The organism is Paenibacillus sp. FSL R7-0198 (assembly GCF_038000415.1).
Classification (GTDB): Bacteria; Bacillota; Bacilli; order Paenibacillales; family Paenibacillaceae; genus Paenibacillus.
On record NZ_JBBOCB010000001.1, the window covers coordinates 3,631,725 to 3,657,943 of the forward strand.

At 47.1% G+C, this 26,219-nt stretch carries 22 protein-coding genes; 1 reads left to right on the forward strand and 21 read right to left on the reverse strand.

The features are described from left to right. Positions 1-299: 299 nt before the first annotated feature. A complete protein-coding gene (locus MKY87_RS15600) occupies positions 300-512 on the forward strand; it encodes a hypothetical protein (RefSeq protein WP_036611899.1) in 213 nt (70 codons plus the stop codon). Here the strand turns inward: MKY87_RS15600 and MKY87_RS15605 are convergent. The 21 genes from MKY87_RS15605 to opp4B all read right to left on the reverse strand — a co-directional run bounded on the left by MKY87_RS15605 (position 481) and on the right by opp4B (position 26,216). Then, complete coding sequence (locus MKY87_RS15605; RefSeq protein ID WP_036671861.1) at positions 481-1,287, reverse strand: MBL fold metallo-hydrolase; 807 nt, start codon at positions 1,285-1,287, stop codon at positions 481-483. The genes MKY87_RS15600 and MKY87_RS15605 overlap by 32 nt on opposite strands. 6 nt (positions 1,288-1,293) lie before the next feature. Further along, the gene (gene yycI, locus MKY87_RS15610) at positions 1,294-2,037 is read right to left on the reverse strand and encodes a two-component system regulatory protein YycI (protein WP_036612041.1); all 744 of its coding nucleotides are present in this window, start codon (positions 2,035-2,037) and stop codon (positions 1,294-1,296) included. Positions 2,038-2,310: 273 nt separating this feature from the next. Continuing rightward, the gene (locus tag MKY87_RS15615) at positions 2,311-3,591 is read right to left on the reverse strand and encodes a YycH family regulatory protein (protein WP_340965366.1); all 1,281 of its coding nucleotides are present in this window, start codon (positions 3,589-3,591) and stop codon (positions 2,311-2,313) included. Continuing rightward, positions 3,575-5,425: a cell wall metabolism sensor histidine kinase WalK gene (gene walK, locus MKY87_RS15620; RefSeq protein ID WP_036671863.1), complete on the reverse strand. Its 1,851-nt coding sequence runs from the start codon at positions 5,423-5,425 to the stop codon at positions 3,575-3,577. Before walK ends, MKY87_RS15615 begins: the two co-directional genes overlap by 17 nt. After that, on the reverse strand, positions 5,425-6,147 hold the full coding sequence (yycF, locus tag MKY87_RS15625) for a response regulator YycF (protein WP_340965367.1): 723 nt from the start codon (positions 6,145-6,147) through the stop codon (positions 5,425-5,427). The genes walK and yycF overlap by 1 nt, the downstream gene beginning before the upstream one ends. A gap of 247 nt (positions 6,148-6,394) precedes the next feature. Further along, positions 6,395-7,927: a peptidoglycan DD-metalloendopeptidase family protein gene (locus MKY87_RS15630; RefSeq protein ID WP_091035266.1), complete on the reverse strand. Its 1,533-nt coding sequence runs from the start codon at positions 7,925-7,927 to the stop codon at positions 6,395-6,397. A gap of 486 nt (positions 7,928-8,413) precedes the next feature. Continuing rightward, entirely contained in the window at positions 8,414-9,223 is an 810-nt protein-coding gene (locus tag MKY87_RS15635) for an SAM-dependent methyltransferase (RefSeq protein ID WP_340965368.1), read from the reverse strand. Positions 9,224-9,508: 285 nt separating this feature from the next. Then, a complete protein-coding gene (locus MKY87_RS15640; RefSeq protein ID WP_340965369.1) occupies positions 9,509-10,276 on the reverse strand; it encodes a hypothetical protein in 768 nt (255 codons plus the stop codon). A 222-nt stretch (positions 10,277-10,498) separates the two neighbouring features. After that, positions 10,499-11,785 carry an adenylosuccinate synthase gene (locus MKY87_RS15645; protein WP_036671866.1) on the reverse strand — a complete coding sequence of 429 codons (1,287 nt, stop codon included), beginning with the start codon at positions 11,783-11,785 and terminating at the stop codon, positions 10,499-10,501. A gap of 444 nt (positions 11,786-12,229) precedes the next feature. Further along, positions 12,230-13,591, reverse strand: a complete 1,362-nt coding sequence (dnaB, locus tag MKY87_RS15650) for a replicative DNA helicase (RefSeq protein WP_036611922.1) — start codon at positions 13,589-13,591, stop codon at positions 12,230-12,232. Position 13,592: 1 nt separating this feature from the next. After that, on the reverse strand, positions 13,593-14,036 hold the full coding sequence (gene rplI, locus MKY87_RS15655; RefSeq protein ID WP_133386402.1) for a 50S ribosomal protein L9: 444 nt from the start codon (positions 14,034-14,036) through the stop codon (positions 13,593-13,595). Further along, entirely contained in the window at positions 14,033-16,024 is a 1,992-nt protein-coding gene (locus MKY87_RS15660) for a DHH family phosphoesterase (RefSeq protein WP_340965370.1), read from the reverse strand. Before MKY87_RS15660 ends, rplI begins: the two co-directional genes overlap by 4 nt. Positions 16,025-16,035: 11 nt before the next feature. Next, positions 16,036-16,947 carry a DUF2232 domain-containing protein gene (locus MKY87_RS15665; RefSeq protein WP_036612044.1) on the reverse strand — a complete coding sequence of 304 codons (912 nt, stop codon included), beginning with the start codon at positions 16,945-16,947 and terminating at the stop codon, positions 16,036-16,038. Positions 16,948-16,952: 5 nt separating this feature from the next. Further along, positions 16,953-17,255, reverse strand: coding sequence for a MazG-like family protein (locus MKY87_RS15670; RefSeq protein ID WP_036611930.1), 303 nt, complete (start codon positions 17,253-17,255; stop codon positions 16,953-16,955). 264 nt (positions 17,256-17,519) lie between these two features. Next, positions 17,520-17,945: a CBS domain-containing protein gene (locus tag MKY87_RS15675; protein WP_091035263.1), complete on the reverse strand. Its 426-nt coding sequence runs from the start codon at positions 17,943-17,945 to the stop codon at positions 17,520-17,522. A gap of 184 nt (positions 17,946-18,129) precedes the next feature. Further along, a complete protein-coding gene (locus tag MKY87_RS15680) occupies positions 18,130-19,164 on the reverse strand; it encodes an LCP family protein (protein ID WP_036671869.1) in 1,035 nt (344 codons plus the stop codon). Positions 19,165-19,404: 240 nt separating this feature from the next. Continuing rightward, entirely contained in the window at positions 19,405-20,994 is a 1,590-nt protein-coding gene (locus tag MKY87_RS15685; protein ID WP_338589634.1) for an MFS transporter, read from the reverse strand. 336 nt (positions 20,995-21,330) lie between these two features. After that, positions 21,331-22,221, reverse strand: a complete 891-nt coding sequence (locus MKY87_RS15690) for a D-alanyl-D-alanine carboxypeptidase family protein (protein WP_091035257.1) — start codon at positions 22,219-22,221, stop codon at positions 21,331-21,333. 251 nt (positions 22,222-22,472) lie between these two features. Continuing rightward, positions 22,473-24,299 (reverse strand): oligopeptide ABC transporter substrate-binding protein, encoded by a 1,827-nt coding sequence (locus MKY87_RS15695; RefSeq protein WP_338589637.1) that lies wholly within the window; start codon positions 24,297-24,299, stop codon positions 22,473-22,475. Positions 24,300-24,318: 19 nt separating this feature from the next. Then, positions 24,319-25,224: an ABC transporter permease gene (locus MKY87_RS15700; RefSeq protein WP_036611941.1), complete on the reverse strand. Its 906-nt coding sequence runs from the start codon at positions 25,222-25,224 to the stop codon at positions 24,319-24,321. 29 nt (positions 25,225-25,253) lie between these two features. Then, entirely contained in the window at positions 25,254-26,216 is a 963-nt protein-coding gene (gene opp4B, locus MKY87_RS15705; protein ID WP_221820232.1) for an oligopeptide ABC transporter permease, read from the reverse strand. Between the last annotated feature and the right edge of the window lie 3 nt (positions 26,217-26,219).

Genomic DNA, 26,219 nt, shown 5'->3' on the forward strand with positions numbered 1-26,219 from the left:
ATGCTCCTCATATACTAAACACGTCAAATCACAAAAAGTTGCATATTTACGAAAATTAAAGCAAATTTCCGCTATAACGCGCTTAACAATAAAGGTCCATAGTATCTATCACCACAAAATCCGGTCCGCTAAGCGCCATTTTGGCAAATTTGAAGAACTTTTTCATCCCTGCATAGTCACAGGTTCAGCATACACGTCTCATCACACAAATGTTAGCGGCAAAAAGAGGAATGTTTTCCATCAAGCCTGACTACAATAATAGTAAAAGACAATTCGAAGCTTCATAGAGGAGGATATATATGGATCGCACGCGTACACTTACAGCCATGGATGAAGTTCATATGGCGGCCAAGCTGGCCGATCTCAAAGAGGAACACTATCGCAACACGCTTGCACTCAGTACCATTATCGAACTGCTTATTGATAAAGGCATTCTGACCCGCGAGGAAGTCGAGCGCAAAGCCGCCGAACTCGACAGCTTTATGGCTCACCCACCCTATCCCATGGCGTAGGACGGTCATAATACGTATCACAGAGTTTGAACTCATGATCCCGATAAAAACATCCACGGCTCTCCATCGCGTCGCGCACCGACATTTTTGCCAAGTCCATCATATTATGATCTCGGCTAAGATGTGCCAGATACGTGCGCTTGATGCGTCCGTTCATCAGTTCACTAAGCGCTGCCCCTGCCGCTTCGTTCGACAAATGCCCAATGTCGCTCAAAATCCGGCGCTTGGTGTTCCATGGATAACGCCCCATACGCAGCAATTCGACATCATGATTCGCCTCCAGCACCAGCACGTCAGAATCGGAGATCGCATCGCGAACCTTGTCGCTCATGTACCCGAGATCCGTTGCAACAGATAGCTTCTCCGTACCATCATCAAATGTGTACCCTACCGGCTCAGCCGCATCATGCGAGATCCCGAAGGATTCCACGCGCAGTGACCCAAAATCATGCTTTTCACCCGTCTCAAATACCCTCCGGTTTTCCTCTGGAATCGCTCCAACTGACTTCTCCAGTGCCGCCCACGTATTCAGATTCGCGTAGATTGGTAAATTATATTTCCGAGACATCGCGCCTAGTCCTTTAATGTGATCGGAATGTTCATGTGTAACCAGAATCCCGTCCAATTCTGCCCCAGAAATCTCCCTTTCCTGAAACAGTGCATCCAATCGCTTTGCACTAAGACCCGCGTCAATCATGAGAGAGGTACCCCCATGCTGTATGACTGTTGCATTACCTGTCGAACCGCTGGATAACACGGTAAAATATATCCCCATAACGCATTACTCCCCTGGTTTGTCTGTCTTGGGACTGAATACATCCCCACTGATGCCCTGCACGTACAACACTTCGCCACTTTCCAGCACGAACCGCCATGCCGGCATCGCTACCTGTATATCTGAATTGAACAACTGGCCGTAATAGCCCAGCTGAATATCTTTCACAATTGCATCATTTGGCAAAAAGTTCTCGATCAGCGTTCCCAGCGCCTTCGACGCCGGAAGCACCTGCTGATCGCTCTCCTCTGCGGTTGTAATCCGCACTGGAGTTTGACGATAACCCGTTATTTTCTGGTCGCTGTAGAATAGCTCCAGACTCACATTGAAGAGCGGCCATTTGCCATCCACCAGTGGGTGAAGCACAAAAGCCCCATCCTCGGCCATCAGCTGATCCAGCCGGTATGTCCCAATCTGTGGAATCTCACGCTCTAATGCATCTTCCAGCTCACTCTGCGAGAAGATCAATTTGCTATCTACAGGCTGTTCCAGTTCCATATCCACGCCCGCCTTGTCCTCTTCAATGAACTCATAGGACAACTTTGGCAGCTTCGGCGTTTCATTTGGAATCGGAGCCAGCACCTGAATGCCCTTCTCTTCCATCGCCTGCTGTGTATTATCTGCCAGTGAGGTGAAGTCCAGATTGGCTCCGGCCGTCTCTCGCGCATCCATCCAGATCTGGTATCCCAGCACCAGATTGAGCAGCAGAAAGGCATAGATCAACACATTTTTCGCCCGTCCCCAATCCAAAACATTCCCCCCCTAACTTAGCTGCTTGCAATACTTTCTCAAGTTGCCTACACCTTCCACCGTAACTGGCCGTTTATAGCCTTTGAACTTAAAGCTATACGATAACGGAGAGGGCAGAAATAACCTGAAGAAGCGGAGCGTTCGCCTTTACCACCAGATTTCTCCCGTGTTAAAAGGGAATTCAAGAAATCTGGGGGTAACAGCGATCGGAAGGTTATTCTGCACGCGTAGTGATAAAGTACAGCTACTCTTTGGTTCAAAGACTATAACCTATCAAGATACGGTAGTTTCCTCACCATTTCCGAAACGGATCACCCAGACCGGGATCAGCTTCAGTCCGTCCTCAATCGAAGAAGGACGATAAGCCGGGTATACGTCCACAACCTGTCGATTCTCACCTGCGACCTTTTTAATAAGAGCCTTCAGCTTGTCTCCGCCAGGCAACTTGACCGATTTCTTCGTCTCTGCACCTTCGTTCAGGTATTCCAGCGATCGTTCATAGCTGGATACCGTCTCCTGCTGCATCTCCATGCTGATTGTGCCAAAGCGGAACTGCATGGAATCCATAATCGGGTAGCTGCCGTAATACTGCTGGAATTCAAGCCGTGTCTTGCTGTCGGCGGTCCCCAGCATCATGCGTGACCGGCCTTTCCAGCCGCCATGCTGATTCACAAAATCAACCGCAGACAGTGCATCCTTCGCGGGATCAATCTGCCCCGCAGGCGGTGCGGCCGGGTCGGTGTAGCTGATCCAGCGTTGTTCCTGTTTCACCTGCAGACTACGTTTACTGTCCGTGTAGATCTCCGATCCATCTTTTTCCCGGATGTTCCGGGTCATGCTTGGATCAAAGAACAGACTACGCTGCATCTGCTCAACCGTGAACTGACCTGTCGGCACATCGGCTTCAATCGTCTCCAGAGCTTCCGCCGGGATATAATACCCGCCGTCCATCAACGTATATGGCGTCCAGTTCGTACCGAAGTCAACATGCTGTTGCACGTCTTGTACTGTCAGGTCCGCCTGCGTTGCTTCGTACACCACGTCTCCCTTGGCGCTGAAGAACAGCGCATGGGCCTTCGTTTCATTTTTGGACGTATAGATCGAAATGCGGTTAATCGTCTCCCCTTGGAATAAGGAATCCGTCCCAAGCCTCATCACCCGCTGTAATAAAGCTACGGGAATACCTTCTTTGAACGATAGCTCAAACCCGGGGTTCTCCTTGCGAATCTGATCCCAGTTCACCGATTGCACACTCCGGCGCTGAAAATCATCGAACGCCCGCCCCTGTAACCTTGAATAGATCAACTGATAGAACGTATTGCCAGGGTAAAACACCGTATGTTTATCCTCGCCCAAATGAATAATCATCTGATCGGGGAAGATCAATTCTTCAATATTGCGTTCCTGACCCATATTTTCCGTCTTCACATAGTTCGTCTCTGACGTCACAATGGAATCCCCGCCTCCGGGCAAACGGTAGATCAGAAAATAACTCTGAACGAGACTGGCTACAACAAGGGCAGCAAGCATCAAGGATTTAATCCGTTCCTTCACGGTGCTCACCCCCTTTCTCACGCATCGGCAACGTGAACGTTACTGTCGTGCCCACGTCTACCTCAGACTCCAGAGAGATGCTGCCATCATGTGCCTTCACAATTTCCCGGGCAATGGACAGTCCTAGCCCTGTGCCTCCCATACTGCGGGAACGAGCTTTATCCACCCGATAAAACCGCTCAAAAATGCGATCCAGATCGCGCTGTGGGATACCCATTCCGGTATCGGATACCGAGATGGCAAGTGCGTGTTCATCACTGCGTCTAGCCGCAATCGTAATGGTGCCGCCTTCCAGTGTATATTTCAGCGCATTGGACACGACATTATCCAGCACCTGATCAATCTGGTCGCGATCCAGTGGAACAGCCGGAATATCATTCTCCACAGATAACACAGGCTGAATATCCTTCTGATGCATCTGAAATGAGAATCGATCCGTCACTTCCTCCAGCATTTCCAGAATGTCGGTTGGCTGTTTCCGCAGCAAAGCCTCTTTGGAATCAAGCCGCGATAAATGCAGCAGATCCGTAACCAGTCGTATCATTCGCTCCGTCTCGTTCTGAATAACACCAACGAAACGACCGGCAAGCTGCGGGTCTTCCAGTGCACCGTCATCCAGCGCTTCCGCGTAACTCTTGATCGTAGTCAGTGGTGTACGCAGTTCATGGGATACATTCGCCACGAATTCACGCCGGGATGCCTCAAGCTCTTCCTGCTCGGTAACGTCCTGAAGTACGGCAATCGTTCCCGTAATTCCCCGTTCACGCCGATGAACAGGTGTGAACGTCATCCGAATGACCACAGGTTCTTCTTGTCCTGCCGGTGCAATCTGCAGCAACGTTGAACCTGTGAAACCACTTGCGAGGGCTTCCGCATCCTCCGGATCAATGCCGAGTAATATGGCGAAGTGTCTTCCTTCAATATCCGCAGGATGCATACCCAGAATGCTGCTGGCACGACGGTTTACGAGAATGACTTTACCATACTCATCCGTAGCCACCACACCATCACTCATATTCGTCAGAATGGAGGTCAACTTCTCCTTCTCCTCTTCATTCAGTGAAAGTGCATCCCGAAGCCTGCTGGTCATATAGTTAAAAGCCCGACTGAGCTGACCAATCTCATCCGTGCCAAATACAGGTGTCTGCTGATCAAAGTTACCTTCTGCGACCGCTGTCGCTCTCCGAGTCACTTCCTTAATCGGCTGCGTGATCGTATGGGACAGGATCACGCCAAGCACCGCCGTTAACACCAAGGCAATCAGAATGCCGGAGATGAAGATTTTGTTGATTCCCTCCATCGTGGAATACAGCTCGTTCATGGATGCCGCGATGTAGACCGCACCAATGATCTTGCCGCCGGACAGCACCGGCTTGGCGACGACCTTTTTGCGAACATTATCCTCGTCCACGATATATTCCTCATTGTCCCGAATACCTTGCAGCGCACGGCTGACGACGGTCTGGGTGTTTTTGCGCCCCACATAATCCGAATGTGAACTTAGCGAGGTCGTGAGTACCTTGCCGCTGGCATCCAGCACCTGAATCTCGGCACCGTTAATGTTGAACAGGTTGTTCACCAGCACACGCAGATTTTCCGTTTTGTCCTCGCCGGCCTCTGCTTCTCCACCCGCCATCGTCTCCCCCACGAGAACCGACAGCATTTCCGCACGCGCCTGCAAGTCTTCCGTAAAGTTGCTCGTTAGTGAGTTCTTCATCGCGCTCACAAAATAAACCCCGATCAATTGCATCGCAATCAGAATCAGCAGTACATAGATAATGATCAATTTCGCCTGAATCGTTCGGAAGAACGAGAATCGCGCGAATCGTCCCATTATATCCCCACGCTTTTGGCACTGCGCACGAGATAACCGAGCCCGCGGCGTGTCAGAATCGTTTCCGGTTTGCTCGGATTCTCCTCAATCTTCTCACGCAGACGACGAATCGTTACATCCACGGTACGTACATCACCAAAATATTCATATCCCCACACCGCTTGCAGCAGATGTTCCCGTGTCATAACCTTGCCGGAATGCTTCGCCATATAATAGAGAAGTTCGTACTCACGGTGGGTCAGATCGAGCGGTTCCCCGCCTTTGTAAGCCGTATACATGTCCATATCAAAAGCCAAATCAAACAGCCGCATGACCTGCTTCTCTTCGTCTTCGTGCGCTTCTGCCGTAATCGCAAGTTTTTGCCGTCTGCGCATCTGTGCCTTCACCCGTGCAAGCAGCTCACGCGTACTAAATGGCTTCGTCACGTAATCATCCGCACCCAATTCGAGCCCGAGCACCTTGTCGATCTCGCCATCTTTGGCGGTAAGCATGATGATCGGCATCTCCAGATGAGCGCGCACCTCACGACATACATCCATACCATCCTTGCCCGGGAGCATCAGATCCAGCAGCATCAGATCCGGTTTCTCGGATAGCGCCAGTTCAACCGCACGAATACCATCGAATGCACAGATGACGTCGTACCCCTCTTTTTCCAAATTAAACTTCAGAATGTCCGCGATGGGTTGTTCATCGTCCACCACCAAAATCTTCCCCTGCATCGGCTAAGTTCACCCCTATATCCTGCTTAATCCGCGTTAGCGTTTATATCTCTCTTCTATGTTTAGCTTGTACCAAGCCTGCTTGATTGGTTTCTCTAGTTTGTTGTTTATACTCTCTAGTTTAACATACCTGAAGCACCGTCACATCCCGATCAGGGGCTTGGAAGGTCTTTCATCTGAAAATTTTTTACAGCAGCAAAAAACAAGGCCAGCATCATAGCCAACCTTGCTCTACTTAAGCTCTATATTAGTTCAGATACGTTAACGGATTTTCTACCGTTCCATTCTTAATAATCTCAAAATGCAGATGTGTTCCAGTCGAACGCCCCGTGTTGCCCATAACGCCGATACTCTCGCCTTTTTCAACCACTTGTCCAACCTTAACGCCAATGCTGTTCAAATGCCCATACAGTGTTTCGTATCCGTTACGGTGGTTAATAATGATGACATTACCATAACCGCTTTTCTGTCCTGCAAACGTAATTACACCCTCATCAGACGCTTTCACATCGCGGTTACCTACCAGATCGACACCTTTGTGCTGGCGACCCCAACGTTGTCCAAAGCTGCTGCTCATCGTTGCATTTGATACCGGCCAAGCAAATTCACCTGTGCCCTCACCAACCACTTTTGTTCCGCTAAGGACCACTTCAGTTACAGCTGCTTTAATCACTTCCTGACCAAGCCACTCTTCCTGAACCACTTCACCATTTTCTTTGGTTATACGGTACTGCATGCTTTTTAAGCCACTTTGTCCTGGGCGCACGACTTTAGTTGTACCAGCTTTCAACTCGGCACTTTTGCGCACTTCCACTTGTGGTTTGATCTCAATCTGCTCTACAACCTGCTCAACAGATTTAACAGTTACCGCCGGTTTCGGAACGGTCAGGGTCAGTTCGTCTCCGATTTGAAGCGACGTTTCCTTGATGCCCGGATTATGCTGGCGAATCTCGCTTTGTGTAATTTCATACTTGGCAGCGATCGAAGAGATCGTATCTCCTTCACGAACCACATAAGTTACAGGCGCGTCTTTACCAACGGTTAAAGCCTTAACCGCCTCGGACACATCCCATATTTTGTTTGGATCAGCCTTCACCACATCCGTCGCAACATCTTCCTTAATGCCTACCGACTTCAGGGTTGTGCTTGGCCCCTCGTCTTTCTTCGAGGAATTAGCCGATACCGACTTCGTCTTAAGCGAACTTCGCACAGCCGATGCCGATATGTATTTGCTTTGCACTTGTTCCAGGATTGCATCAGCTGTTGCCTGATCCTTCACAATACCAATGACTTCACCGTCTACCTTAAGCTCCACACCTTTGGCGTAGGCTGTCAGCATGTCACCCAGTTTGTCCAGCGTCTCGTCACTGTTCACTTCAGGTTTGTACGCTCTTACCGTTTCGGTTGTGATGCCATCCGTGTTCAGCACCATCTCTGCATCTGGATATTTATGTTGATATTCCTCAGTTTTGTCTGTAAATAGTTGTTGTAATTGTGCCTCATCTGCAATGGTACCAATCTCGCTACCTTTAACCATTACTTTATAGTACGGTACGGTGTTTGCAGTAACATACTGTTTGCCTGCGAACCCGAGCGATGCTGCGATAAATACACCACATGCTGCTGTAATGATCCATTTGCGCGAGGCCAGAACGCGCTTCTTATTCACACTGAAGGTGGACATGCTCATGTTGTTTTTGTCTTCGGCCGTCCGGTGTTCCCCGGATTGTTCGTGTACCCGGTCTTTGCCCGGTTGGCGTATGCCTCTGAAACCTTTCATGATTCTCTCCTTTTCAGCACTTCTCAGTTCGCATTTCTGTCAAGACATCACCCATCGTGTCTGTCCCATGCTCGTTGATACTTGTATTGGGTGTCCGCAAAATCAGGACTTTAGCTGCGCTCGTAAAAGTGTCAAAATTTTAACCTTTTATCACACCCGTATACTTTAACACAGGTTTTACACTCATTTCAACTCTATACGTCACACCGCAAAGCCACGCCCCGCTTGGTTTCCCTGAATTATCCATAAGATAGCACGGCTGGTCCATCACCCATTATGCCTCAACATCCGCTGTACTATGTACTTTTGTTCGCAAATTAAGACTAGGTTCTAAGACCCAGTGAAATATGCTTTATTTTTCATAAAAATACAAATAAAATCCCTCACCAGATCAACTCTGATAAGGGATTACGTAAACAACCTGATTGTGGTTTATCTTAAACTGGATTTCATCCCATGCCACAATAGAAATTAACTTTTATGTCTCTATTCTTTGACTGCAAGAATTACAAATCGCTTCTGCTGTACTTCCCAAAATCCATTTTGCTCCATCTCCGTATGAATATCCATTAATGGCTCACGGAACTGTTCTACCTTGAAATCAGGTACTTGCCACGGGATGGTCTTTAGATAATATACCAGTGCCCCTACATCATAGAAACGCTGCGCGGGAGTTGCTTCCCGTTGCTCCAGAATACGGAATCCACACTGTTCCAGCTGAAGAACAGCACGATCCAGCTCCCATCCAGCGTAATCCACGGGCATAGGAATGCCGAGCCGATCATTGATCTCCCTGCAATCTGACCAACCTACCTGTTGAGTTAGAAACAGTCCCCCTGCGGATAGAATCCGCCTAACTTCCTGCTCTTCGTACGACTCATGCCGATTAAGAATCAGATCGAATTCCCCGTCTACAAAAGGAAGTTGCGAATCATCAGTCACTGGAAGCACCTTCACACCTAACGGCTGTAAATGTTCCTCTGCAATCGGTATATTCGGAAGATAACCTTCGGTTACACATGTGTATGGAGGAAGCGGAAGGAGTCTGGACAGCATTTCTCCTCCACCCGTCCCCATGTCGAGCATTCGCTCTGTCTGATTCATCAATCGGCGCGCCATCGTTCCATAGGACCAAGGCAACATTCCGCTCTGAAGTCGCTCACTCCCTGTTACATAGCTAAAATCCCAGCCACTAAACGGCTGATCCGCCTCTTGCAACCCTTGCTCGTATCGCTCTTTCGCCGCCTTGGCAAAATTTTTTACTGATGGTTCTGAATTAGAATGATATAAGTTCATGTTCAATACAACCTCCAATTCGTGTATTCATAAACAAAAGCCCATCGGTTCTCTTGAAAGCACCTATGAACGGAGGTCCACGAATTGGACTGGAGGTTTCTGCAATATTGCCTGAACGTTTTTATATGTTGTGTTCTTTACCTTTATATTTCATACACTGTACCCTCCTATAGACATTTCCAGTATTTATTTAAATAAATTATATTCAAATCACCATCTACAAGTCCATTACATTATGAATCAGGCGATACTCGTCTAGGAGCACGCCCGCTTTCTCTGCCTATCTTATTCTGTTTGCAGTACTTCCATCAGATTGTCGTACTCTTCACTGGTCAGATACTTCGAGATCACTTGTTCAATCTCACGCAGTTCCAGTTCCGTTAGGCCACCTTCCATGGCGCCTGAGATCTGCTGCATTTCTTTCTGTGGCAGCTTGTTCATGAGCAGGCTGAAGATTTTTTCTTTCTCCTCTGCTGGCAGCTTGTCCTTCGTTCCTGTAATGTCATCCGGCGATACAACAATGGCATCATTACCTGAAGAAGCATCGCCGCTGGTTCCTCCGGTTCCGTTCCCCGAAGCTGAACCACTACCCTGCGCTGTTCCTGAGTCATTACCCGTGCCCGTATCCGTCCCATTGCCTGCACTTGTGCCTGAGTTTGATCCTATGGTCGTATCTGTACCTGAACCTTCCCCTGTGCCCTCGCCTGAGCCGCTCCCTTGGGACGCATTATTGCCTGCATCTACGCCAGATTGACCGCTCTCCGTCCCATTCCCCATAACTGAAACAGCATCTTCCGGAACCTTTTCTTCGTCCGCTCCTGTCGGCTGATCTGTCGTCCCATTTCCCGATTTATTCCCCTCGCTGGTTTTACCGCCCAAAGCACTTTGGAACATGGCGGTTAACCCCATAGGTTGACCTTCCCACTGAATATTGAAACTCGCGAGTAACGACTTCGCATATGACTGTACAATTAATCCGGTCGTGAGCAGTGTCAGTGAACTGACCAGCAACACGGTTAGCAAGATTTTGACAAACCACACAAGCAACTTCATTCCGTTCTCTCCCTCCGATTATCCCACCCGTCTAACATGCACATGTCCGGGTCTGTGACTCTACTGTTAACCAGTATTGACGGAAATCTCGGGATTATATCCGAAAAACATACAAAAAACCTCCAGTCATCGCTATAAAAGCAACAACTGGAGGCTTAACATGCCTAAGTCAGCAGAGGATTCTATTTTATAATTCAAGAAACAATCTCTCTATTTCTTCGATTACTCGTAGATTGGAAGTACTTGATTCGTTTGCTCACGGTTACGACCAACGGAGAAGATGGCAATTGGAATGCCTGTAAGTTCAGAAACACGTTTTACATAATTCTGTGTGTTCACTGGCAGGTCTTCGAGTTTCTTCGCTCCAGTGATATCTTCGCTCCAGCCTGGCATCTCTTCGTATACCGCTTCACATTCTGCCAGCATTTTGAGGCTTGCCGGATAGTGTGTGATGACCTCGCCACGGAATTTGTATCCTGTGCAGATTTTTACGGTTTCCAGACCTGTCATTACGTCCAGAGAGTTCAGGGACAGACCTGTAATTCCGCTGACACGACGCGCGTGGCGAACAACAACACTATCGAACCAACCTACACGACGTGGACGTCCAGTTACCGTACCGTACTCATGTCCAGTCTCACGGATTTGGTCGCCGATTGCATCATGCAATTCCGTAGGGAATGGGCCATCTCCTACACGGGTTGTGTAAGCTTTTGCTACCCCAATGACTTGCTGAATACGAGCCGGGCCTACGCCAGAACCGATACATACGCCACCCGCGGACGGATTGGATGATGTAACAAATGGATAAGTTCCTTGATCAAGGTCCAACATAACGCCTTGTGCACCTTCAAACAATACTTTTTTGTCCTCATCAATATATTCGTTCAGAACAACAGATGTATCACGTACATATGGACGCAGAATTTCAGCATATCCGAGGTAATCTTGCAGAATCTCTTCCACATCAACAGGCTGGCCGCCGTAGACTTGCTCGATGACACGATTCTTTTCTTTGACCAGATGACGCAGTTTCAGTTCGAAATCTTCAGCATCCAACAGGTCAACCATCCGAATACCAATACGAGCTGATTTGTCCATGTAACATGGGCCAATCCCTTTGCCAGTCGTACCAATTTTGTTCGGACCTTTGCTCTCTTCTTCCAGTGCATCCAATACCATGTGATATGGCAGGATGATATGTGCACGCTCACTGATGGACAGGTTCTTCGTTGTGAAATCATTGTCATGAATATAGTTAATTTCTTCGATGAGTGCCTTCGGGTTGATAACCATTCCGTTACCAATAACACACGCTTTATCCGTGTAGAAAATCCCTGATGGAATCATCGTCAGTTTATATTTTTTGTTATCAATCAGAATTGTATGACCCGCATTGTTACCACCTTGATAACGAGCCACCACATCAGCGCTCTCCGCCAAATAATCCGTGATTTTGCCTTTTCCTTCGTCTCCCCATTGCGTTCCCACTACAACTACCGTTGACATAGTTAACATTCCTCCGTGGGTGCCTTGCGCACCTTTGTATTGGTCTGTCCGTCCTCTATCCCGGCAGGCATGTTACGCAATAAACCGACTGAGAAGCGTGCTAACGGACAGTAAAAATGTCCTTCCGTTACATTCAAGGGAAGGTTTGCGCTGCTTTAACGCAGCAGTATTAGTGTACCAGTACCCTTTTTCAAAGTCAAATCAAATGGCGAACAATTAGATATAGTACAACTGTAATGTTCGGGATTTACCCACTATATCGACACAAAAAACCGGAGACATCAGTCCAAGCTTGCTTGACTGCTATCACCGGTTCAAGGATACCCATTTCAATGTGAATCTATATCTGGTATTTATAAGACATGTTTGAGTTCAGTTACTCTAATGGTTGATCTTCGGGACAGACGATTTTGCTTCTTGATCGAAGCTGTCAGCACCTGCCCATTACATCGCGAAGGCGTCATTGTGCGCCCTCTCGTAATTGACGAATTTATTAAAGTTTTTCAGGAAGACCAGTTCTACCGTACCTACCGGACCGTTACGCTGTTTAGCGATAATGATCTCAATAATATTTTTCTTCTCGGTCTCCTGGTTGTAGTAGTCATCCCGGTACAGGAACGCTACGATGTCGGCATCTTGCTCGATCGAACCCGATTCCCGCAAGTCACTCATCATCGGACGTTTATCCTGACGTTGCTCTACACCCCGGCTCAGCTGGGACAAGGCAATAACCGGAACTTCCAGTTCCCGGCCAATCTGTTTCAGTGTACGTGAAATCTCGGATACCTCTTGTTGACGGTTCTCCCCTGCTTTACCACGTCCACTAATCAGTTGAAGATAGTCGATCAGGATCATGCCAAGGCCTTTCTCTTTCTTCAGACGACGGCATTTGGCACGAATATCGGCTACGGTAATCCCTGGCGTATCATCTATAAAGATGTTGGCTTCTGACAAAGCTGCAATACCCATCGTCAGCTTCTGCCAGTCTTCATCACCCTTGAAGTCACCCATACGCATCACGCTGGCATCCAGGTTGGCTTCCGCACAGATCATACGTTGCACCAGCTGGGCGGCTGACATCTCCAGACTGAAGATGGCTACCGTCTCCTGTGCCCGAATGGCCACGTTCTGAGCAATATTCAGGGCGAAGGCCGTCTTACCTACGGAAGGACGGGCCGCTACAATGATCAAGTCACTGCGCTGGAATCCGGCAGTCATCTTGTCCAGATCGATAAACCCGGACGGAATACCTGTCGTTGTACCCTTATTCTGATGAAGTGTTTCCACACGATCGAATACTTCCATCAGTACGTCCTGTATGGCTATAAAACCACTACTGGAGCGACGGTTGGAGATCTCCAGAATGCGACGTTCAGCTTCTCCGAGCATGGCTGCAACATCTTCGCCGCCTGTATATCCTTCGCTCACGATCTGTGTTGCCGTACGAATCAGGCGACGCAGCATCGATTTCTCTTCGATAATCTGAGCGTAATAGTCTACGTTCGCGGCTGTAGGTACACCATGGGCTAGCTTAGCCAGATAACTAACGCCGCCGATGTCCTCCAGCTCACCTTTATCCTTCAGAAGCGAAGTCAGTGTCACGAGGTCAATCGGTTGATTTCCCTCGCCAAGCTGGATCATCGCTTCAAAGATTAATTGATGGGGTTTATCATAGAAATCCTCGGTTTGCACCCGTTCCATCGCTGTAATCAGGGCCTCGCCCTGCAACAGGATTGCACCCAGCACGGCCTGTTCGGCTTCCAGGTTCTGCGGGGGAATCCGGTCGAATAACATTTCTCCGCCCATCTTACTCTTCCGTTACCTGTACCTTCAAGGTTGCCTTCACTTCAGGGTGAACCTTGACAGTTACTTGTGTTACGCCGAGTGTACGAATAGGCTCGTCCAGCTCAATTTTGCGTTTGTCTACTTTCAGACCCTTTTTAGACAAAGCTTCTGCGATCTGTTTGCTGGTAATGGCGCCGAACAGACGACCACCTTCGCCAGACTTGGCTTTCAGTTCAGTCACTTCTGCTTCCAGCTTTTTCGCAAGTGCTTCCGCTTCCGTTTTCTCTTCCTGCTTGATTCTTTCTTCAGCTGCCTTCTGGTTATCCAGTGTCTTCATGTTGCCGTCCGTTGCCAGACGTGCGATTCCCCGTGGCAATAGGAAGTTCTGTGCGTAGCCCTCAGATACTTCTTTCACTTGCCCTTTCTTGCCTTGACCCTTCATATCTTTTATAAAAATGACTTTCATTCGAACAGCCCCTCTTCCTTTTCGATTTCAGCCAGTACGTTCGTCAGCCGTTTTTCTGCCTCTCCAAGCGTTCCTTCAAGCTGCACGGCGGCATTCGTCAAATGTCCGCCACCGCCCAGTCGTTCCATGACAACCTGAACATTCATGCGCCCCAGCGATCTCGCGCTGATGCCAATTAGTCCGTCCGGACGCTCACTAATCACAAATGAAGCGACCACATCGGTCATGTTCAGCAATGTGTCCGCCACCTGGGCGATCATCATCTGTGGAATCTTGCTACCAGGGTCCGTGACCGCCAGCGCAATGTTCCCGTATACCATTTTAGCATGCTTTATGATTTCTGCCTTAGCAATATATTCTGACAGATCCTCTTTCATCAACCGCTGGATCATAATGGTGTCCGCACCGCTACGGCGCAAGAAGCCTGCCGCTTCGAACGTTCTGGACCCCGTGTGCAGTGCAAAATGCTTCGTATCCACCGTAATCCCGGCAAGTAGAGCCGTAGCTTCTAGCGGAGTGAATTGTACCTTGTCATGAATGTATTGCAAGAGTTCAGTTACCAATTCGGCAGCAGAAGACGCATAAGGTTCCAGATAGATCAACACTGCGTCATTGATGAACTCTTCGCCCCGACGATGATGATCCACAACAACGACACGGGTAGCAGACTGTACCAGTTTCGGTTCCATGGTCATGGAGGCCTTATGGGTATCCACTACAACCAGCAACGTGTGCTCGGTCATCATTTGGGTTGCCTGTTCCGGTGATACAAATGCTTTGGACAACTTCTCATCCTTGTTCACTTGCTCCATCATGCGTTCAATCGATGGATTAATTCCATCCAAAACAATCCGTGCTTCCACATTGTACAGACTGGCCGCTTTCCACACTCCGATGGATGCGCCGATCGCGTCCATATCCGGAATTTTGTGCCCCATGATGAGCACTCGATCGCTCTCCTGCATGAGATCACGCAGCGCGTGAGCAATAACGCGGGCTCTTACTCGTGTCCGTTTCTCCACTGCGTTAGACTTACCGCCATAGAAAGACAGGCGTTGTCCAGACTTCACAGCAGCCTGATCACCACCGCGTCCAAGTGCCATGTCCAGACTGGACTGTGCCAGTTCTCCCATCTCGCTGATGCTATCCGATCCAAACGCCAGTCCGACACTGAGTGTCATTGGCACTTTAAGATCAGCAGTCATCTCCCGAACTTCATCCAAAATGATAAATCGGCTCTGCTCCAGTTCCTGCAAAGACTTATGATTCAGCATTAATAGATAACGATCAGAAGACAGACGGCGCAAGTACACTTCGTACCGCTTGGCCCAAGACGTAATTTCGCTGGTCACTCGGGCAATCAGTGCTGTACGCTGCTGATCATCCATACCTTGGGCAGCCTCGTCCAGATTATCCAGAACGAGAATTCCCAATGCAAGGCGTTCATTTTCATATTTATCACGAAGAATGGCTAACTCCGTAATCTCGTATACATATACATACCGCTCCTGCGGGTTATGAATAACTCCATAATGCCGATCATCCAACTGGAATTCGTCATGGAACTCCTTGGATGAATGTTCCTTCGTCCCATCCTTCTTCTCTTTAGGCTGAGGAAGTTTGGGAAACAAATTAAGTAGCGGATTACCCACCATTGTCTTCTCTTGGAACATCTCCGCGACAAAGCGGTTATGCCACTCTACCGTACGATCTTCGCTGTACAGCACAATTCCGAATGGAAGCATGCTGACCGCTTCCCCCTCCATCCGTTTGATCCGAATGGATAGGCCATTAATGTAGTCGTTAAGCTCACGGCGGAACGCGAGCTCCGCCTTAATCATGACGATTCCCAGCGCCGAAGCCAGTATCAGACTAATCAAACCAAGCGTCCAGTTATAAATGGTAACGAACATAACGAGCAACAGCAGCAGTATGAACGCCCATACGGTATAGTAGCCGTGCCAGCGTTTCTTCAGAAATTTAGGCATGACTCATCACCCTATCGTTTTGATTTCGATATTGCCTCACGAAGCGGGAACGCCAGATCGATAATTCCGATAATCCGAAGCGGACCAATGAAGAAGACCGCAGCCGCCAGGAAATATGGTATAACCGGATTCCATTTCTTTGTATGTGAGAGAAAGAAGAAGAAACCGATCGCTTGAATCATGAAGCCCAGATTGATTAACGGCGACAGATTCATGGCAATCATGGTCCAGTATGTTCCATCACTTTGTCTGGAGATCACTTCGATCAACAATGCGAGGAAATAATACCAGATCAATGCCCGCGGCATACGCCATTCTCTCGCTGGTGGAAGCTTCGATACCACCACACCCATCACATTCAGAATCGGACGAGCAATGGCGTGTGTAATGAAGGCCATTACCATCGACGTGACAACGAGAGCAAACGGAATCATAAGCTGCGTTTGTTTGGCAACATCCTCGGTCATCTCAGGTGTCCATGCAAACCCGTTGATCATCTGATTTGATGTATTGGTTAACGGTTCAATGGTCAATTTGACCACATCTTCAATATAACTGGACAGGTCGAATTGGAAAATGACACTGCCGACCAAGAGCAACAACAAGTATTCTGCCAACATCATGCCACTTCCCGCCATCAGGGCGAACAGGGCTGATTTGCGTGTTTTATACGCGTGACCCATAACGATCGCAGGCAGGGTAAAGATGAGCAGTAGTAACAGATAGATGGGGTGGAACACGACCAAAATAACGGCTACGGGCACAAGATGCCATATAAATGATTTTAAAGATAATGAAGCATACAAAATAACTCCCGGAATCATCATAAAAAATATGGCAAGTACCGATAAAGGAGTTAACAGCGAAAGTAGCAAGAGCAGATAAACTGCGCTCCAAACAGCTGATTTAAAGCTAAATTTCAACAAATTCACCTCTTACGCATATGATCTTCTAGCGAGGAAATATCCTGGTACCAGTCTTCAAGCTGGTGACCTTCCTGTTTATGCTTTTTCAACTTCTCAACTAGCAGTGCATCCAGATCCTTGAAAGGAATACCGAGCCTGCGGCCCAATATGTAACTACTCATAATCAAACTGGCAAGACTGTCCCCGATTCGAGTTGTACTGCCTTCCCATAACGCCTTGAATAATCGGGATACCTGATCAAGCACTTCGGTTTTCAGCCATTCAATCACTTTAGCGCGTTTGGCTACATCCAGTTCTTTAGGCATTTGGCGAAAGTCACTCTCCCCCGAAAAAGCTTTATTCTCGATTATAGCATAAAAAGAGGGCCCGCAAAATTACCCCAAAAAGCGGAGAAGTTCTCCGAAACTGATGTCAGGTACTTATGCGGAGTCCTCCGTACATCCTATCGACCTATATATTTGTAAAAAACTTCGAATGCGCCCCTGATTTAGGACTTCTTAAGTTTAACATGATACCGGACGGCTGTGATTATCCCTCATGACACAATAATGTTTAAATTCGTAACAGCCTTACTTAGCCTTGATCGATTCTTTGGCTACAATGCCCTCGCAGTACTCAATAATCTGACTCCGTCTGACAATACCAATGAACCGATCCATATCATCGACTACAGGGACAAAGTTCTGAACTTTAGCCAGATTAATCAGGTCCTCCATGTTGGCATCAATGGATACGGGTTTAATATCCAGGCGAAGTGGAACGTCTTTGAGCAAGAATTTTGAAGCGTTTTCAAATGAAATCTTTCCCTCGGCATTCTTCATATACCACAGTAAGTCGCCTTCGGTAACCGTACCAATATATTTGCCCTCTTTATTCAAAATGGGTACCGCCGTAAAACGATGATATTCCATCCGTTCCAACGTTTGCCGCAGCGTAGAATCCGACGTCACACACGTAACCTCTTGTTTGGGTAGCAAAAAAAATGCGATGTTCATACCCTTGTGTATCCTCCTTGTGAATTTCTTCGTTCAACTTATCTCGCTCAACTTATATTATACGGATCAGAACGCAGGATGTTCCAAAAGGATAATAGTTCTCACTACAAAGAAAAAAAACAGCAGCCCGCGAATAAACGTACTGCTGATTGTGGTCTACAACACATCATTGGTATGGAATTGGTTATTCAATCTTTTGCCGGTCAGGGATCATTACTTCACCGGCTGGGGTCGATTGATCCATCCAGTTGTTAATCAGCTCTTTGGCATATTGGACATCTTTCTCGTCAGCCTGACCATAATAGATACCGTCTTTTTTCATCCCCTCACCCAGAATGGTGAAGCTTGAAATCTGCGGTTTCTCCTGAGTAAGCACCTGTTTAGCCAGATCAATAATGAAAGAAGCACGCATATCCGTCTGGAAGCTGTCTCCCATAATCTGAATCAATTCCGGAATTTTGGCGATTTGATTCAAATTCAGCATCTCATTCGCCATCGCATTCAGGAAAATCTGCTGCCGCTTGGTACGATTAAAATCACTATCCTCACGGTATCTTACATAATACAATGCTTCCTGCCCGTCATAGATCGGCTTACCGCCTTCAATTGTGAATTGTACATGATCCGGATTCTTGTTCACAATGTCCTCATCGATTGGCAGTTTTACACCACCAAGCGCATCAACCACTTTTTTGATTCCGTCGAAGTTGATCGTTGCATAGTAACCCACATCAGCATCAAGGAATTTCTCCACCGTATTGATGGACATATTCTCCCCACCAAAAGCATAGGCATGCGCCAGCTTATCATAATCATCTTCGCCGTCCTTGTTGGCATCCCGTCCTACAATCTGCACATACGTATCACGTGGAATGGATACCAGAAGCACACGGGATTCCTTGGGACGTACTACAGCATAGATGACGGTATCCGAACGTCCACGCGTTTTCTCATAGGCGCGTTTGTCCGAACCGAGCAGTAACACGGAGAATGGTTCCTTACGGTATACCGTTGGATCAGGCGTATTATTGCCTTCTTGCGGTACATAAGAACGGGATAATTGATCTTCTACCGAACCGGCGAGAAACAGATCAAATGCCGCTACAGCCAGTTGCTGACGGAACAAATAACCTCCGATTAACAAAACAACAAGCGAAACGAGCGTTATATATAGGCCTTTTCTTCTTTTCTTCTTCTTATCTTTAGTTCTGCTTTTCATCCATTGATTCCTTCTTCACTGTCAAAATGATAATCCATAATACCAATTAAACGTCTGGGATGCCTTGTGACTCGGTGTTCTCTGAAGTTTTCTCTCTCTGGAATCAAGACACCGCTTACGCTCGTTCTATTGTAATCATTGCAGGAGCAAGAAAAGTTACAATCCGGTTAAATTGAAAAGAACAGCGACTCCTTTTTAGTTTCAAAAGGTGCACTGTTCTCTTCATTTTCACACGCAATCCTATCCGTTCGTGGATACACTTTCCACATGATGGCTCTTCTCTTTTTGACGCAGACGTCCCGTTATAAGCGCAGCTACCAGCGTAAGCACACTGAATACCACCGCAGACCAGAAAAGGCCATTGTAACCCTGCCCTGTCGTTTGATGCACTGCCTGGAGCAACACATCACGGATACCTTCATCAGGAATCTGGGACAGGCCCTCTGTCAGACTGGAGACATCACTCCCTGATGCCCCTCCCGAGGCATATTGTTGTAGCATCTCGGGCGGCACCTGAATTCCTTTGTCAGCGAACCCTGCCTGAATGTTGGACCCCAGATTAATGAAAGAACGTGCCAGGAATCCGGCAAAAATGGTAGGTGCAATAGCCATCGCCATCTGGCGGAATAACGAGCTGGTCGCTACCGCGATGCCTTTGTTGTTCTCCCCCGCCTGTTCTGTGACAAGTACGTTAACTGGCGCACCCAGCATCATGCCGAAACCGATACCTACGAGTGTACTCGCGATGACAAATTGCCAGATATGCTCCACCCATAGCGGGAACAGCAGGAATCCAATGGCAGATAGCAGCCCCGCAACCGATAACGTCCAGATTGGCCCTTTGCGGTCAACGAGGTATCCACCTCCACCTGCCCCGATGCCGGATGCCAGCGCGAGCGGAGTGAACCAGTACCCGGAAGCCGTATTGGATACGCCAAGATATTGTTCAACAAAACCTGGAATAAAGATCACCGAGGCCAGAATGGCTCCGGAGAAAAAGGCAATCAACAGCGTCCAGCGAAAGGACGCAATGCCCAGAAGCTGTGTCGATACAACAGGTTCACGTTCAGATCCTTCCAGCCTTTTTTCCATGAAGTAAAAGAGCACCAGAATGATTACACCTGCCAAGAAAAAACCGTAGAACATCGGTGATCCCAGGCTTTGAAGCATGTTCACACCGTCCAGATTGCTGAAGCTATACATTAAACTGAGTACACCCAACGTTAGGACAGCAATACCGCTCCAGTCCACTGCTGCACGATTCAATTCCTGCTCTTCCTGAATGAATCGAATACCTGCTATGAATAGCAGAATAGCGATAGGTACATTGATCAGGAATAACCAATGCCAGTTTCCAGTAAGATCCAGTATAAAAGCACCGACATTGGGTCCCAAAATAGCGGCAACACCATTCATACCTCCGAGCAGACCCAAAGCTGTACCCTGACGCTCCGCCGGGAACTTGCTTAATACGTATGAGCTGGCAATGATAAATATCCCCCCGCCGCCCAAGGCTTGAATGACACGAGCAATTAGAAAAAAGGTAAACGATGTGCTCAGCGCGACGAGCAGGGACCCGATCCCAAACAACGCCACTTCAATCAAAAATAGTTTCTTGCGGCCATAACGGTCCGACAGTTTGCCCGCGATAGGAACACTCACTGCAAGCCCCAGCGTGTAGAGCGTAATCGTCCATGCCCCCCACGTTGGCGACACACCAAATGATGCATTTAAGGTGGTCAGTGAAGAGGTGATGATCCCGTTATCCAGCGCCGCCATAAATACCCCTATGGCAAACAGGATTAGCGGCCATTTCATTTGTTTTTGCATCACATGTTACCTCCCGATCAGATCGTAAATTCAGTATCGTACAGTTGGTTTGGTACATATATATTAAACCGAATTGAATAATAATGACTCACTGGTCATTTTAAAACAAAAGAAAACCATATGTCAATTTAATAATATGATTATATGGCTTAATTTACCTCTGATTCGATAAAATAGAGCTGCCATAGGTTCAGTCGAACCTGCGGACAGCCCTCATATCTTATCTGACGTACTATGCTTACGTAATGCTTCAATAATCTGGTCTGACTCGGTTTGTTTGACACGTTGATCAATGGCGCCCTGAAGGTCTCTTTGATGATGCCTATGTACGCCCTTTCATTTCGAGCCTGAAAATCCATAGTTGAATAACTTCCGAGTCTCCACAAAACGCCCTTCACGAGTATCTGTTCCAAATACAACTGATATCAGTCTTTTGCCATCACGTTCAGCTGTCCCCACAAAATGATATCCGGAATCTTCATCATACCCGGTCTTTAATCCGTCATTCCCATCGTAAGCATACGGCCCACCAATAGAGGACAACATCCAGTTCGTGTTACTCATGTACATCCCTTTTTGGTGCATTGATACTTGCATTTGACTGGAGATTCTTAAAATCTCGGGATGGTTATTCAGCAGATATCGCGCAAGCTTGCATGCATCTATAGCCGTCATTAAGGTCTGCCCTTGTATATCCATCGGACGGTTAGGACCAAGCAGCTTTTCACTGAGGCCCGTTGAATTCGTGAATTGTGTATCCTCAGAAAGTCCAATCTGAGTTGCTTTCTGATTCATCTGTTGAACGAACTTCTGCTCTGTACCACTGATATGTTCAGCCAAAGCAACAGTTGCATCATTGGCTGAATAGACAGCTACGATCTCAAACAACTCCTGAACGGTGAATTGCTCTCCCTGTTTCAGGGTCAATTGACTGCCCCCAACGGAGCTAGCATATAGACTCACATTCACAAGATCATTCCAGCTTATATCACCATTGATCACAGCCTCCATCACAAGTAATTCTGTCATCAACTTACTGACGCCTGCCGGAGCGATCTCCTCGGAGCCGTTAAAGTCCATTAAGATCTGTTCAGAGTTCATATCCATTAATACCGCAGATTCAGCTTTAATTCCCGGTTTGCCTACCAGCATGTCCGGTTTCACACCCAAATATATAATGAGCAGCAGAGCCAGCAGCATTCCTGCCCGTTTCCACCATTTTTTCATAAGATGATCACCTCTTACCTATATAGACGAAGTAAAGAGGCATTTTGTCTGCACTTTTTTGAAAAAAAGTTAAATTTTTTTTATTTTTTGGTTACAAAAAAAACATGAACCCCATACACCCATGCCAGAGTGTACAGAATCCATGTTTTTAAAGACACTTTTTTCAATTTCCCAGGAGAATTCTTCATTATAATCTAGCAACCGACTTCTTAAAGGACCCCAATCCTTACAGCTGCTAATTTAAGAATGTGTTACTCAGCTACAACTGCTTTGTCTGCATTAACTTGCAGGTCGCTCAGGTAAACGCCTGTTCCATCACCAATCGCATAGTTCATTACACGTTTGTTAACTGGTGCTACAACTGCACGATACAGTGTAGGAAATACAGGCACTTCATCTACCATGTATTGCTGCCATTGATTGTAGATCTCTTTACGCTTGTCTACATCGAATGCTTCAGCAGAGATACCTTGTGCCAGCAATTTGTCATTCTCTTCGCTGGAGAATCTGGAGAAGTTGTAGAGTGCATCACGGCCATACAGACCAGATGGATCTACGTCAATACCAACGCCCCATGCTGCTTGATACACATCAATGTTTGGATCATCTTTACCTGTGTTACCTACACGGTCATAGAAGCTGTTGAACTCAACCATTTCCAGGTTTACTTTCAAACCAATAGCTGCCCATGATTGAACATAATAACGAGCCAATGGTTCAGCTGTGTCGCCACCTGTCATGGATACAAAGTTGATTTCGAGTGGTGTTCCATCCGGATTCGTACGGAATTCACCATCCAGTTTGTAACCAGCTTCGTCGAGCAATGCTTTCGCTGCTTCTGGATCATATGCTACACCCGGATTGTTGGAATCATGGAATTCTGGGTGAGATGGTGGAATCAGGGTTGTTGCATTCCAACGCAGGCCATTATAGAAACGTTTACCTACTTGATCGTTATCTACAGCCATCCACATTGCTTTACGCAAGTTTTTGTCGCCCATTTTTGCTTCTGCATTGCTTACAACTTTTCCGTTCTCTTCATCCCACGTACCCAGTTTGAAACCGATGTACGTATAAGCACGATCGATTGCGCCCAAGAATTCTACGTTGGACAGGTTAGCATTGTCTTTATATTGATCTGTCGGGAATGCATCCACGAGGTCTACCCCGCCAGATTTCAGTTCTTGAACAACCGTTGTCGGGTTGATAACTTTCAGAGTCACTTTGTCCAGTTTCGGAGCCCCGCGCCAGTAGTCTTCGTTTTTAACATAAGTTACAGACTCACCCGGAGTGATGACATCCACTTTAAATGGACCAAAACCAATTGGTTTTTCACGTACTTCTTTGGAAGAAGACATTTTTGCTACATCCATATCTCCGAAGATATGTTTAGCCAGTGGATACGTCCATACGCCACCTGTCAGCAGGGACGGAGTGGATTCTTTATACGTAATGCTGATTTGTTTGTCGCTCAGCACTTTAATACCAGAGATTGTTTTTGCTTTTCCAGCATGATACTCGTCCATACCTACTACACTAGTGAAGTTGGAGTCGTAACGAGGACCGTCATAGCCTTTACTACCGATTACTTCATAAGCAAATTGCAGATCTTCAGCCGTTACTGGCTTACCATCATGCCAGTTCACATTGTCACGAATGGTCAGTGTGAACGTTTTGCCATCTTCAGATGTCTCATACGTTGCTGCACCATCGTTGGTATACACATAGTCTTTATCCCAAGTCAGCAAACCTTCATCAAACCATTGAAGAACCTGTACATCCGGGTTACCGGAATAGAAATTGTAGTTCAGTGTACCTTCAAAAGCAGTATCCGATACAAGTCCGAATGTAATCGATCCACCCTCGATCGCAGTACCCTCATTCGTTTTGACATTGTTGAAGTCTTCAATGGAGTAAACGCCCTCTTCATTAGCAGGTTTTTCCTCCGTTTTTCCCTCTTCTGTGTTGGAAGCTGGAGCTGGAGTAGCTGCTTCTTTCTCAGAGCACGCTGCGAGCACCAATACAAAGACCAACATCATCGTGAAAAATAGTCCCCGTGAAAATAATCCCTTTTTCATGAACCTTTCCTCCCTTTTTTTAACCTCTTCTTTGTCTTGCATCAGTCGCACGCTTTAGGGCTTGACCGACATTATTTATACTCAACATCAATACCAGAATCAGTACCGATGCGGGTAGCCATATCCACCATCTGGATTCCAGGGTTTGCGGATTACGTGCATAACTTACGAGTGTTCCAAGACTAGGTGTACTTTCCGGAAAACCAAATCCAAGGAAAGATAACCCTGATTCGAGGCCAATGTTGGCAGCGAGATTCAATGTCATCGTTACAATAATAATGGAGCTCAGATTCGGAAGAACCTGTGAGAGCATAATCTTCAGATGAGAAGAGCCCAATGTTTTTGAAGCTTTTACATAATCCAGTTCCCGTTCCTGTAATGCTTTGGAGCGAATCAATCTGGCGATACCCATCCAGAGAAATGCCGTCATGATTAGAGAGAACGAGATGATATTGTATTTCGGTACTGCGGTAACAAACGCGATAACAATCATCAACATCGGAAGGATCATGAAGAAATCAACAACACGCATAAACAGGTTGTCTATCATTCCACCGAAATAACCGGATAAAAGGCCAATTAAGATACCTATGAAGCCAGTCATTAACGTTACGATAATTCCAATGGTCAGGGAGTTACGTGTACCGATGACCAGCTGGCCAAATACATCGCGACCTCCATAGTCCGTTCCTAACCAATATTTCGCGGATGGTGGTTCATATAAGGCAAACAGATCCACGCGTACGATATCATCCTGATTCAGAATGAGAGACGTGCCATATACTAGCAACATGACCAAGCCCAAGAAAATGAGCGAGATTAGTGCCACCTTATCTCTGACAAGCTCCCTCCATAAAATACTCAAGCTGGAGGGGCTTTTATCAACCTTTTGTGAAGTTACAACTACCTCGTTGGCCTTGCTCATCTTGTTTTCACCCCGAAATCTTCAAGTTCTTACTTGATCCGTATACGTGGATCTACAATTCCTAGAATTATGTCAGACAGCAATGCCCCGAGAATGGAAGCTACGCCATACAACAATACGAGTGCAGTCACAACGCTGAAGTCACGCAATGAGATGGAACTCAGGAACAACTGCCCCATACCTGGATAACTGAATATACTTTCGATAAATACCGTACCTCCGATAAGTCCTGTGATCTCATATCCAAAGAACGCGGCGATAGGTAATAGTGAATTCCTCAAGATATGCCTGTTGTATATCCGGGATTCCGAGGCACCTTTGGCTCTGGCAGTAATAACAAATTCCTTATGCTTGATATCAATGATTTCACTACGCAAATATTGAACCGTTGATACCGTAGTAATCAGTGCCATGGATAGTGCCGGCAATAATAGATGATAGAACTTACTCATTATGTAGCTGAATGTGCCTGGTGTAAGTCCTGGCGCAACGCTACCTCCTGTCGGGAACCAGCCGAAGTGAAATCCGAAGATCCATACCATCACCAGTGCGAAAATGAACAATGGTGCGGCAAAGCCCAGGTAGGTGTATCCCGTGATCAACCGATCAGACCAGGTATCGTTGTAACGACCACTGATGATACCCAGCGGAATAGCGATCAGGTAAGTCAGTACAAGTGTCGCCAGTGCCAGCCAGAATGTATTTGCTACACGCTGACCGATCAAGTCGGTAACCGGCATTTTGAAACGGAAGGATTGTCCAAAATCACCTTGGACGGCGTTTTTGATCCAGTCCCAATATTGCACGTACCAGGGATTATTCAATCCCAGTCTCTCTCGCTGGGCTTCCAATGCTTTGGGATCAACGCTTGGATCAAGCAATCCGGTTAGCGCGTCGCCCGGCATGGCCTTGGCCATCAGAAAGACCAAAAGACTTAGTAAAAAGATCTGAGGGATCATTATGATAATTCTGCGTACTATCGTTTTCCACATATG